Source organism: Arthrobacter sp. Y3221160 (genome assembly GCF_059092585.1).
The window spans coordinates 530,788-542,351 of sequence record NZ_JBNHHU010000002.1 but is presented as its reverse complement, the minus strand read 5'-3'; the positions used below and the strand labels follow the sequence as shown (position 1 = coordinate 542,351).

Genomic DNA, 11,564 nt, shown 5'->3' with positions numbered 1-11,564 from the left:
TCAGCCGCAACCTTCAGGAGGACTTGCGATGGACTGCAGTCGGTTAAGATCCACGTCGTGTTCCGGGTTACACGCGGAGTCGGGTAAGGGCCGCAGTTCCTCCCGCCTCTGGCGGCAGTCATGACGGTGAATGGAGCCCGGACTACATCGGGATCCGCAGACGCCACAGCCTTCTCACAGTCGAACAAAACCACCGGGATGCAGAAGCGCGTCCTTGCAGGTGGCAGTGTTGGGCAGTTTATTGAGTTCTACGACTTTTCCCTCTACGGTCTCTCGGCAGTGACGCTCTCCCAGCTGTTTTTCCCCGGCGAGAACCCACTTATCGGGCTGTTGGCCACCTTTGCCACGTTCGGTGTCGCCTTCATCGCCCGGCCGATCGGAGGCCTGTTCTTCGGACAGCTGGGCGACCGGATCGGCCGACGCCGCGTCCTCTACATCACGCTGGTGACCATCGGCGGTGCCACGGCCGCCATCGGCCTGTTGCCGCCTTATGCCGCCATCGGAGCTCTCGCACCTGCACTGCTGGTACTGTGCCGGCTGCTGCAGGGGTTCTCGGCAGGCGGAGAATCCGTCGGTGCCCCGGCCTTCGTTTTCGAACATGCGCCCGTGAATCGCCGCGGTTTTTGGCTCAACATCACCCTTGCCGCCACCGCGCTGCCGTCCGTCGTGGCCGGCGCGATGATCCTGATCCTCAACCAAAGCCTTTCCGATGAGGCCTTCTTCTCATGGGGCTGGCGCGTACCGTTCCTGCTGGCGTTGCCGCTGTCCCTGTTCGGTGTGTGGATCCGCTCCAAAACCGAGGAGAGCGCGGCTTTCAAGCAGGTCGCTGAGAAGCAGAAGAAAAAGGAGTACAGCCCGGTTCGCGAGGCCTTCCGCGAGAATAAGGTCCGGATGCTCCAGGTCGTCTTCGTCATGGGCTTGACCGCCATGGGTTTCTACTTCCTGTCCGGTTATTTCGTTGGCTACGTGCAGACGACCGGCAACTTGACCCTGCAGGCGTCCCTGCTGGCGAATGCATCGGCGATGCTGTTTTACGCTTTGCTGCTCCCGGTCGGCGGAATCATCGGTGACAAGGTCGGTCGCAAGCCGATGCTGATTGCAGGGTCGGCCGCGATCGCATTGCTGGCCTTCCCCTGTTTCATGCTGGTGACCAGCGGCTCGCTGGGCTTGGCAATTCTGGGACAGCTGCTCTTCGTCGTTCCGCTATGCATCTACGGCGGCGGCTGCTACACGTTCTTCGTGGAAATCTTCACGACGAAGACCCGCTTCACCTCGGCCGCCGTCAGCTACAACCTTGGATACGCGTTGTTCGGCGGAACCGCACCCTTCATCGGCACCGCGCTGGTGAACGGCACAGGTATCTCTTACTCGCCGGCCTACTGGCTGTGCGGCGCGGCGATCATTGTGTTCCTGCTGCTCACGCTGACCAAGGTTCCGGAGACCCGCGGACGCCTCGGCTGATAACGGGAGCCGGGGGACCGATACTCCTTCCGGCTCCCGCAGGTTCCGCCCTCCCGGTTCCCACCGGCAGCTCACGTATTAGGTATTAGGAGTTTTGTTATGTCCGCTGAAGCTTTCCTCAAGGACTTTCACCACGTTGCCACCATAGGGGCCACAGCGAACCACGGTGTGCATCGGCAAGCCGCTACCGAGGAAGACCGGCAGGCCCGGGACTGGTTCACCGCTTTTGCAGCCGAGCACGGCTGGGGCGTGCGCGTGGACGGCATCGGCAACATGTTCGCCTTGATCGAATTCCGGCCCGCTGCGAAATTCGTCATGATCGGCTCCCACTTGGACAGCCAGCCGCTGGGTGGTCGCTTCGACGGGGCGTACGGCGTGCTGGCCGGGTTGCACGCTGCTGCCCGGATCGAGGCGCACGTCAACGCGACAGGCAACGTTCCGCCGTTCAATCTGGCGGTGGTGAACTGGTTCAACGAGGAAGGCGGCCGCTTTGCACCCTCCATCATGGGTAGCTCCGTCTTCGCGGGAATCATGGATCGTGAGCAGATGCTCGGCGTGAGGGACCTCCAGGGAGTCTCCGTGCGGGAAGCCCTGGCGTCGATCGGCTATCTCGGAACGGAGGAGGGGCCCGAAGCAGTGAGCTACGCGGAGATCCACATCGAGCAGGGCCGCATCCTGGAGCGCGAGGGCCTGACCATAGGCGCCGTGGACTCGAGCTGGTACACCCAGAAGCTGGATATTGAGGTCCTCGGCGAGCAGTCCCATACCGGCGCTACCGCCATGGCAGACCGGCACGATGCGCTGGTTGCCGCCTCGAAGATTGTCCTCATGGTGCACGACGTCACGCGCAACTTTGAGGAGGAGACGCTCGTGTCCTCCGTGGGGCAGCTGACGCTGGAACCGAATTCGCCGATCGTCGTGGCCCGCCGGGTGCACCTCGTAGCTGATTTGCGCTCCAACAGCCCCGAGATTGTGCGCTCCGCACGGGACAGCCTGCTGGCAGACATCGCCCGGCTTGCCGAGGAACACGACATCCGGATCAACGTGAAGGACTTCGATGTCCGGGCCAACCAGTACTACCCCGAATCCGGTGTCGTGTTGACTGAGAAGACGGCCGAGAAGCTGGGACTTGGGGTCCGCCGTATGCAGACGATGGCAGGGCACGACTCGGTAGCGATGAACCGGATCGTGCCATCGGTCATGGTGTTCATTCCGTCAGTGGACGGCGTCAGCCACTGCGAACGCGAATTTACCAAGGATGCGGACATGCTGGCGGGCCTGGATGCCCTGACCCAGATCGCGTTGGAACTGGTTTATGGTGCGCTGTCGTCGGAAGACTCGGTGTCGGGAGAGTTTGGCCTCGGGGACAAGTCCACTGCAGGAGCCAGGTCATGACCGAGCTGCATTACCTCAGTGCAGTGGACGCGCTGCGGCTGTTCCGCGCTCGGGAGCTTTCCCCTGTCGAACTGATGGAAGCGGTCATAGAACGCATTACCGAGATCAACGGGACCGTCAATGCGCTGACCGAGACGATGTTTGAGGAGGCCCTCGCTGAGTCGCGGGAGGCCGAGCTGCTGTACCAGCGCGGCGAGTTCGACGGCGGACCCCGAGGCCTGGATTCGGCGCCGCCGTTACTGGGATTGCCGGTGGCCGCCAAAGAGAAGCATGCCATCGCCGGCCGAAGCTTCTCGCAGGGGCTGTTGGCGTGCGCCGGCGAGACCGCAGCGGCCGATCACCCGATCATTGGGCGGATCAAAGCCGCCGGAGGAATCCTCCACGCCCGCACCACCTCGCCCGAATTCAGCTGCGCCACGGTGACACACAGCCCGATGTGGGGAATCACCCGGAACCCGTGGAACCCGGAGTACTCGCCGGGCGGATCCTCCGGCGGGGCCGGGGCAGCGCTGGCATCCGGGATGACGGCATTGGCGACGGCCTCGGACATCGCGGGTTCCACCCGGTTACCCGCATCCTTTACCGGAACCGTCGGTTACAAAGCGCCGTACGGCAGGATCCCGGGCATGCCGCCTCTGTCCAATGACTGGTACCGCGGCGACGGCCCGATGGGCCGCACGGTCGCCGACACCGCGCTGTTGACCAATGTGATGGCCGGACCGCACCCCATGGACCACACCTCGGTGGGGCCGTCCGCTCCTTTGCCCTTGGAATTTGCGCCGGTCCACCACATGCGGATTGCGCTGTGCATCCGGCTCGGGGACTACCCGGTCACAGGGGAGATCGAGGCCAACACCCGGGCCGTGGCCGCGGCTCTGGAGGCAGCGGGTGCCGTCGTCGAGGAGATCGAACTTCCTTGGTCTCATCGGGAGATCAGCGATGTTATCTTCACCCACTTCGGGCACATTCTCGGCCCCGCTATGGAGGCAGCCACCGCAGGCGGCACCGAGCAGTTGGCCGCCTATACGCGGCGCTTCATGGCCGACGCGCGTGAGGCGTCGACGCGCCACACACTCCTGGAAGGACTGCAAGCCGAGTCACGTATCCAGGGGCAGTTGGCCCAGGCCATGGACGGATTCGACGCCCTGATCTGTCCCGCCTCAGCAGTTCCTGCGCTCAAAGCCGACGCCGAGTACCTCGACGGGATCGACGTCGATGGGCAACATCTCGAGCACTACTGGGAAGCGCACATGACTGCGCCGTTTAACATCAACAACCGTTGCCCCGTCCTGGCCGTGCCGAGCGGACTCTCCGAGACCGGGATACCGACAGGCGTGCAAATCGTTGGTAACCCCTACGACGACCTCACCGTCTTCCGCATCGGTGCTGCCGTGGAACAGTTGCGCCCCTGGTCCGGGATGCGGCCGGCACTCTAACCCCGTCCTGAACCGGAGGTCCGAGGGACTCAGCGGACGGTGACCCGGCCGGCGTCGACGTCCCAGCGGGTGTCCAGCCGGACGTTTTCCAGCAGCCGGCGGTCATGCGAGACCAGCAGCAGTGTGCCCTCGTAGCTGTCCAGCGCCTGCTCCAGCTGTTCGATGGCGGGCAGGTCCAAGTGGTTGGTGGGTTCGTCGAGGACCAGCAGGTTCACGCCGCGGGCCTGCAGCAGGGCGAGGGCGGCCCGGGTGCGCTCGCCGGGGGAGAGGGCGCCGACAGCGCTGGATACCTGGTCGGCCTTGAGGCCGAACTTTGCCAGCAGCGTGCGGACCTCGGCCTGGCTGTAGTCCGGGACCAGCGCTTCGAAGGCGGCACCGAGCGGCCGGTCCTCCGCGAGCTGGCCGCGCGCCTGGTCGATCTCGCCGATGGCGACGCTGGCACCCAGCCCCGCGGCGCCGTCGTCGGGCTGCTGATGTCCCAGCAGGAGGCGCAGCAGGGTGGATTTTCCCGCGCCGTTGGGGCCGGTGATGCCGATGCGCTCGCCGGCGTTGACCTGGAGCGAGACCGGGCCGAGCGTGAAGGCGTCGCGGCGGACGGTGGCCTGGTTTAAGGTGGCGACCACCGAGCTGGAGCGCGGGGCGGCGCCGATGCCGAACTGCAGCTGCCACTCCTTGCGGGGCTCCTCCACTTCGTCCAGGCGGGCGATGCGGGACTCCATTTGCCGCACCTTCTGCGCCTGCTTTTCGGAGGACTCCGTGCTGGCCTTGCGGCGGATCTTGTCGTTGTCCGGATTCTTCTTCATGGCGTTCCGGACGCCCTGGGAGCTCCACTCGCGCTGGGTCCGCGCCCGGGACACGAGGTCCGCCTTCTTCTCCGCGAACTCGTCGTAGGCGTCGCGCGCGTGGCGGCGCGCCACGGCCCGCTCCTCCAGGAAGGCATCGTAGCCGCCGTCGTACACCGCCACCTTGTTCTGGGCCAGGTCCAGCTCCACCACGGTGGTCACACAGCGGGCCAAGAACTCGCGGTCGTGGGAGACGAGCACCGCGCCGCCGCGCAGGCCCTGCACGAACGACTCCAGCCGGGCCAGTCCGGCCAGGTCCAGATCGTTGGTGGGCTCGTCCAGCAGGACCACGTCGAACCGGCTCAGCAGCAGGGCTGCCAAGGCGGCGCGCGCGGCCTGGCCGCCGGAAAGCCCGGTCATCGGGGCGTCCGGGCCGACGTCCAGACCGAGTTCGGCCAGCATGGGCGGGATCCTGTCCTCCAAGTCCGCGGCCCCGCTGGCCATCCAATGGTCCAAGGCGGCGGCGTAGGCGTCGCCGGCCTGCTTGGAGCCAGAGCCCAGCGCCTCGGCCGCGGCTTCCATGGCGGCGGTGGCGGCCGCCGCACCGGTGCGGCGGTCAAGGTAGGCGGCGATGGTCTCGCCGGGAATTCGTTCGTGTTCCTGGGGCAGCCAGCCGACAAAGGCGTCCGAGGGCGCCGTGCTCACGGACCCCGCCAGCGGTGCGTCCGCGCCTGCCAGGATCCGCAGCAGCGTGGTCTTGCCGGCACCGTTGGCGCCGACCACCCCGACGACGTCGCCCGGCGCGACGGTCAGGTTCAGGTTGGAGAACAGGGTGCGGTGGCCGTGGCCGCCCGAGAGGTCCTTGGCCACCAGCGTTGCAGTCATGCCTACCAGTCTAGAGAGCGGCGGCGGGTGGTCCGGACCGTGCCGGCTCCACGGCGGCGAACGGTGGAGCCTTTCGGCCTGGTCCACGACCGGCGGGGAGGGCATGAGTCGGCTGGCTATGCTGGAGAAGTCGCGTCGCAGCGCCTGGGGCGGACAGAGCCCGGCCGCATGCGGCGCCGGATTTGTTGAACAAGCGCGAAGGCGGGATGCAGATGTCAGGGATAGTGGCTGCCCACGGGGAGTTCGATGCGACAGCGGGCGAACGGATGCTGGACCGGCTGGCACACCGTGGGCCGGACGGATCGGGATCGCGCCGGGTGGGCAGGTCCTGGCTCGGCAGCCGGCAGCTGTCCATCGTCGATCCGGAGAACGGGCAGCAACCCCTGGTCGGCCGCGACGGCGACGCGTGGCTGGTGGGCGACGGCGAGATCTACAACTACCGCCGGATCCGCGACCGGCTCGGGCAGGAGGGTTTCCGGACCCGGTCCGACCTGGAGGCCGCGCTTCGGCTGTACGAGGAGCTAGGCGTCGCCGCCTTCGACAAGCTCTGGGGTCCGTTCGCCTTGGTGATCGCCGGCGATGACGGGCGTTTCGTCGCGGCCAGGGACCTGCTCGGATTGTCCCCGTTGTACTGGGCGCGGCGCGAAGAAACCGTGCTGTTTGCCTCCGAAATGAAGGCGTTCGACGACGAGTGGCGGCCTTTCGTGGAGCCGTTTCCGCCCGGCCATGCCTGGACACCGGAGGACGGCCTGATGGCAGGGCCCGTCTTCCCGGCCGGCGCCCCGGTGCTGCTCAAGAGCCGGCGGCCGGACGAGGATCCCCCGCAGTGGGTCTTCGATGCCCTGCGCGACACCCTGGTCCGGGCGGTGGAGCGCAACCTGGAGGCCGACGTGCCGGTGGGCGTCCTGTTGTCCGGCGGGGTGGACTCCAGCATCGTCACGGCCGTGGCGGCCCGCAAGGCCGCCGAGCGCGGGAAGGTTTTGAAGACGTTCGCCGTCGGGCTGGAGGGAAGCGCCGACCTGCTCGCCGCCCGGGTGATGGCGGCCGCCGCGGGGACCGAGCACCACGAGCTGGTCTACACCGCCGAGGATGCGATCGCGCTGGTACCGCAGGTGATCGCGGAACTTGAGTCCTTTGACCCGACGCTGGTGCACAGCGCGGTGCCGAATTTCCTGGTGTCCCGGCTGGCCGCCGAACACGTGAAGATTGTGCTGGTGGGCGAGGGAGCCGACGAGCTGTTCGCCGGCTACTCGCACTACGGCCGCCATGACTCCGGCGAGGCGCTGCACGAAGACCTGCTGGAGACCATCGAAGGCATGCCCATCGGGGGACTGCAGCGGGTGGACCGGGTGGCCGGTGCGCACGGGATCGAGCCGCGGTTGCCCTTCCTGGACCTGGACATGGTGGAACTGGCCTTGGCGTTGCCGCCGGCGTGGAAGTTGACGGGACCGGAGCGGCCCGCCAAATGGCTGTTGCGCAAGGCCTTCGACGGGATGGTTCCGCACGAGGTGCTCTGGCGGCCGAAGGAGCAGTTCGGCGAGGGCACCGGCATGAACGACGTGCTCCGCGAACACTTCGAAGCCTCGGTCAGCGAAGCCGAGCTCGAGCAGGAGGCAGGCGTTCTGGATCCGCCGGTGCGGACCCGCGAGGAACTCGCTTACTACCGCATCTTCGCCGCCGCCCTGCCGGGAATCGATGCGCAGAAGACGGTGGGACGTTTCGCGGAGGCCTGATACGCCGAGCGATTCGGGGAAACCCGGGACTGCGGCGGATTCGGTAAGGCCTGCTACAGCCAGCGGCCGCCGGTCGTGGTGACCGGCGGCCGCTGGCCGTTGTGCGGAGGCAAGGTCCGGTGGCTAGCCCACCAGGCCCTGCTCCTGCAGCCACTCCTCGGCGACGTCGCGGGGATCCTCGCCGTCGTTATCCACCCGGCCATTGAGCTCGGTGATAACTTCATTGGTCAGTGCGGCGCTGATCGGTGCCATGATCTCCGCAATGGCCGGGTACTCGTCCAGGGTTTCCTGGCGCAGGGTCATGGAGCCCTGGTACGGGACGAAGAATTCCTTGTCGTCCTCCAACACGGTCAGTTCGTTGGAGATGACCCGGGCATCGGTGGAGAAGACTTCGCCGAACTGGCAGGATCCGCCGATCTGTGTGTAGATGAGGTTCAGGTCCAGCTCCACTACCTTGCTGAATTCAAAACCGTACGCCTTCTCCAAGCCCGGGAGGCCGTCGTCGCGGTTGATGAACTCGCTGGCGGCGCAGACGGCACCCTGGTCCGGGTTCTTCTGGATGAACGCAGCGGCTTCGGTCATGTTGGTGATGCCTTCGGCCTCCGCGAACTCCTTCTTGGCGGCGATCCGGTAGGTGTTCTCGAACGGCGCCGGTTCCAGCCAGGCGACGCCGTTCTCCGCGTCTTCCTTCGCGACGGCTGCGTAGAGATCTTCCGGCACGTCCTCAGTGGTGTGGCCGAGGACATTGACCCAGCCCGTTCCGGTGTAGTCCCAGTAGAAGTCCACCTGGCTCGACTCCAGGGCCTCGCGTACGGTGGCGCTGCCGGAGATGCCCGTCTTGTCCTCGACGGTGGCACCGGCATCCTCGAGCGCGACCGCCGCGATCTGGGCCAGCAGGATCGATTCGGTGAATTCCTTGGAGCCCGCCGTGAAGTGCGCGCCCGCGAGTTCGCCGTCGCCCGTCGCCTCGGCGGCGTCGCCGCCGCCGCAGGCCGTCAGCAGCAGGGCCACTCCGGCGCCAAACGCGGCGAACGCCGTCTTCCGTGAACTATTCGCTTTCATCATTCCTCTTTCGTCATGCAGGGGATGGCCTAGAGCCCTTTCGGGCGCAGGAAGTCTTCGGCAATGCTCGCCAGGTAGTCGATCAGCAGTGCCAGCACCGCCGTGAGCGCGGCGCCGACAATCTGCACCAAGACGCGGTTGGTGGACAGCCCGGCCACGATGATGTCCCCGAGTCCGCCCGCGTTGATGTAGGTCACCAGGGTGGCCGTACCCACGTTGATGACCAGCGCGGTGCGAACGCCGGCCAGCATGATCGGCACCGCGAGGGGCAGTTCGAGCCGGCGCAGGACGCCGAACTTGGAGATGCCCATGCCCCGCCCGGCTTCCAGCACGGATTCGTCAACCTGCTCCAGGCCCACCATGGTGTTGAGCAGCACCGGGATGATGGCGTAGAGCACCAAGCCCACGATGGCTGCCTGGAAACCCAGGAACAGGAAAGCCACGGCCAGCAGGACCAACACGGCGATGGTCGGAACCGCCTGTCCCAGGGTCAGCAGGGTGATCAGGTAGGGGCGGACCCGACGCATGGCCGGGCGCGTGAACAGGATGCCCAACGGCACCGCGATGACCAGGGTCAGCAGCGTCGAGACCGCGGTCAGCTGCAGGTGCCGGCCCAGGGCGGCGGCCAGGTTGGTTGGGGCCAGGGCGCGCGCCTCGATGCTGTCCAGTTCCTGCGAGCCGACATACAGGTACAGCGCCAGGCAGGCCAGCGCCAGGATGGCCGGCACCAGCAGGTAACCGGTCAGGGTCCTGCGCCGCGTCCTGGCCGGTGGCTGGACCGCAACGTCTTGGTCGTGCACCGTGTGCTGTGGTGCGGCAGCGGCCACGTCAGCCACCCGCCTGTACGGCTTCGGCCACCTCGCCCAGACCGGCCCGGGCTCGAGTGACCGCCGTGTCCCGCATGGCGCGGATGGCCTCGTTGATCTGTTCGATATCCACCACGCCCTGGTAGACACCGTGCGAGTCCACCACGATGGTCACGCTGTACCGGGCGGTGATGAGCTCGTTGAGGGCATCGGACAGGGTTGCGCGGGGTTCCACCATGGCTTCCGGCGGCAGCCCCACCTCGTCCAGCGCGCGTGTGCCTGCCCGATGCAGGTCGTCCGCACCCACCCAGCGGCGGGGCCGCCCGGCGTGGTCGAGCACCAGGAGCGCGGAGCGGTCGCTGCGCCGCAACTGCCCCAGCGCGTCCTCGGCCGGGGTGTCCAGCCGGACGGTCGGCCACTGGGTCAGCTCGATGTCGGCCACGCGGCTGAGGTTCAGCCGCTTCAGGGAGGCGCCGTTGCCGATGAAGTCGGAGACGAAATCATTGGCAGGGGCGGTCAGGATCTGCTCCGGGGTGTCGTACTGGGCAATCCGGGAGCGGTCCTGCAGGATGGCGATCCGGTCGCCCATCTTGATTGCTTCATCGATGTCATGGGTGACGAACACGATGGTCTTGCGCACCTCCGACTGCAGGCGCAGGAATTCGTTCTGCAGCCGGTCCCGGGTGATCGGGTCTATCGCCCCGAACGGTTCGTCCATCAGCATCACTTCCGGGTCTGCACCCAGAGCGCGTGCCACCCCTACCCGTTGCCGCTGCCCGCCGGAGAGCTCCTTGGGGTAGCGGTTGCGGTACGTCGACGGCGGCATGTTGACCATGTCCAGCAATTCGTCCACCCGAGCGGAAATCCGTTTGGCGTCCCAGCCCAACAGCTTGGGCACGGTGGCCACGTTTTCGCCGATGGTCATGTGCGGGAACAGGCCGACCTGCTGAATGACGTAGCCAATGCGGCGGCGGAGCTGGTCCGGGTCGGTGGTGGTGACGTCCTCTCCGTCCAGGATGATCCGGCCGGAGGTGGGCTCGATGATCCGATTGATCATCTTCATGGTGGTGGTCTTGCCGCATCCCGACGGGCCGACCAGCACCACGATCTCGCCCTCGTGGATGTCCAGGGTCAGGTCGTCGACCGCGTTGTCCTTCTGTCCGGGAAACCTCTTGGACAGGTTCTGTAAGCGGATCTTGACCGGCCTGGGCTGGGGGGTCTGATGGTCGGAAGCGGTCATCGGATTCCTTTGGAGGTAGTCAGCTTGCGGACGGTGTGGAAGAGCAGATCGAACAGGATGGCGAGGACAATCACGCCGAGGGTTCCGGCCAGGACCATGTTGACAGCCACCGGCGTGCCCACCCGGGCGAGGCCGGTGAAGATCAGCTCTCCGTAGCCGGGGCCCAGTACGATCGCGCCGATGGCAGCGATGCCCAGCAGGACCAGGGTGGTGACGCGGATGCCGGTGATGATCACCGGCCACGCCAGCGGCAGTTCGATCCTCAGCAGCCGCTGGGTTCGGCTCATGCCCATGCCCTTGGCCGATTCCACGATGGCAGGATCCACTTCGCGCAGGCCGGTGATGGTGTTGCGGACGATGGGCAGCAGGCCATACATGGTGAGGGCGACGACGACGGGCAGCGCGCCCAGGCCCAGGGGGCCGATGAGGAGGATGAACAACGCGAAGGAGGGGACGGTCAGGAAAGCACCGGTGACCGCGAGGACTGTTTCGCGCGGCCGTTCGTGCCGATAAGTCGCGATGCCCAGGCCGACCCCGATCACGGTGGCGAGCATGACCGCAACGCCCACGAGGATGGCATGCTCGATGCCCATTTCCAGCATGTCGTCGGCCCGTTTCGCGAGAAACTCGAAAAAGTTCACACGTTCCTTTCTGTAACCTCTGCCGGGAACAAGACACGGAGAGACCGAGGCTAGTGTGGTTTCTGTTGCCGATGTGGCAGGTGGTACGACTGCCCGTAACTATAGTTGATCCCCGCTGGTGGA

The 11,564-nt window shown here is 66.4% G+C and carries 9 protein-coding genes; 4 read left to right on the top strand and 5 right to left on the bottom strand.

Annotated elements, in window-relative coordinates; all coding sequences use genetic code 11:
• The first annotated feature begins 198 nt into the window (after positions 1 to 198).
• The 3 genes from AC5RWG_RS15425 to AC5RWG_RS15415 all read left to right on the top strand — a co-directional run bounded on the left by AC5RWG_RS15425 (position 199) and on the right by AC5RWG_RS15415 (position 4,292).
• A complete protein-coding gene (locus AC5RWG_RS15425; protein ID WP_494073494.1) occupies positions 199 to 1,461 on the top strand; it encodes an MFS transporter in 1,263 nt (420 codons plus the stop codon).
• Positions 1,462 to 1,560: 99 nt separating this feature from the next.
• Positions 1,561 to 2,856: a M20 family metallo-hydrolase gene (locus AC5RWG_RS15420; RefSeq protein ID WP_494167284.1), complete on the top strand. Its 1,296-nt coding sequence runs from the start codon at positions 1,561 to 1,563 to the stop codon at positions 2,854 to 2,856.
• Positions 2,853 to 4,292, top strand: coding sequence for an amidase (locus AC5RWG_RS15415; protein WP_494167283.1), 1,440 nt, complete (start codon positions 2,853 to 2,855; stop codon positions 4,290 to 4,292). Before AC5RWG_RS15420 ends, AC5RWG_RS15415 begins: the two co-directional genes overlap by 4 nt.
• 29 nt (positions 4,293 to 4,321) lie before the next feature.
• Here AC5RWG_RS15415 and abc-f read toward each other — a convergent pair whose 3' ends face one another.
• Positions 4,322 to 5,959: a ribosomal protection-like ABC-F family protein gene (gene abc-f / locus AC5RWG_RS15410; RefSeq protein WP_494167282.1), complete on the bottom strand. Its 1,638-nt coding sequence runs from the start codon at positions 5,957 to 5,959 to the stop codon at positions 4,322 to 4,324.
• Between the two features lie 212 nt (positions 5,960 to 6,171).
• Between abc-f and asnB the strand changes: the two genes are divergently transcribed.
• The gene (gene asnB, locus AC5RWG_RS15405) at positions 6,172 to 7,692 is read left to right on the top strand and encodes an asparagine synthase (glutamine-hydrolyzing) (protein ID WP_494167281.1); all 1,521 of its coding nucleotides are present in this window, start codon (positions 6,172 to 6,174) and stop codon (positions 7,690 to 7,692) included.
• A 123-nt stretch (positions 7,693 to 7,815) separates the two neighbouring features.
• On the opposite strand, the gene AC5RWG_RS15400 is transcribed toward asnB, so the two are convergent.
• The 4 genes from AC5RWG_RS15400 to AC5RWG_RS15385 are packed head-to-tail and all read right to left on the bottom strand — an operon-like array spanning position 7,816 to position 11,441.
• Entirely contained in the window at positions 7,816 to 8,754 is a 939-nt protein-coding gene (locus AC5RWG_RS15400) for a glycine betaine ABC transporter substrate-binding protein (RefSeq protein ID WP_494167280.1), read from the bottom strand.
• A 29-nt stretch (positions 8,755 to 8,783) separates the two neighbouring features.
• Positions 8,784 to 9,590: an ABC transporter permease gene (locus AC5RWG_RS15395; protein ID WP_494167279.1), complete on the bottom strand. Its 807-nt coding sequence runs from the start codon at positions 9,588 to 9,590 to the stop codon at positions 8,784 to 8,786.
• Positions 9,583 to 10,800 carry an ABC transporter ATP-binding protein gene (locus AC5RWG_RS15390; RefSeq protein ID WP_494167278.1) on the bottom strand — a complete coding sequence of 406 codons (1,218 nt, stop codon included), beginning with the start codon at positions 10,798 to 10,800 and terminating at the stop codon, positions 9,583 to 9,585. The genes AC5RWG_RS15395 and AC5RWG_RS15390 overlap by 8 nt, the downstream gene beginning before the upstream one ends.
• Positions 10,797 to 11,441 (bottom strand): ABC transporter permease, encoded by a 645-nt coding sequence (locus tag AC5RWG_RS15385; RefSeq protein WP_494014493.1) that lies wholly within the window; start codon positions 11,439 to 11,441, stop codon positions 10,797 to 10,799. The genes AC5RWG_RS15390 and AC5RWG_RS15385 overlap by 4 nt, the downstream gene beginning before the upstream one ends.
• Positions 11,442 to 11,564: the final 123 nt, after the last annotated feature.

Coding starts and splice junctions, on each gene's coding strand:
- AC5RWG_RS15425 (WP_494073494.1), top strand. CDS start 199: ATGCAGAAGCGCGTCCTTGCAGGTGGCAGTGTTGGGCAGTTTATTGAG.
- AC5RWG_RS15420 (WP_494167284.1), top strand. CDS start 1,561: ATGTCCGCTGAAGCTTTCCTCAAGGACTTTCACCACGTTGCCACCATA.
- AC5RWG_RS15415 (WP_494167283.1), top strand. CDS start 2,853: ATGACCGAGCTGCATTACCTCAGTGCAGTGGACGCGCTGCGGCTGTTC.
- abc-f (WP_494167282.1), bottom strand. CDS start 5,959: ATGACTGCAACGCTGGTGGCCAAGGACCTCTCGGGCGGCCACGGCCAC.
- asnB (WP_494167281.1), top strand. CDS start 6,172: ATGTCAGGGATAGTGGCTGCCCACGGGGAGTTCGATGCGACAGCGGGC.
- AC5RWG_RS15400 (WP_494167280.1), bottom strand. CDS start 8,754: ATGAAAGCGAATAGTTCACGGAAGACGGCGTTCGCCGCGTTTGGCGCC.
- AC5RWG_RS15390 (WP_494167278.1), bottom strand. CDS start 10,800: ATGACCGCTTCCGACCATCAGACCCCCCAGCCCAGGCCGGTCAAGATC.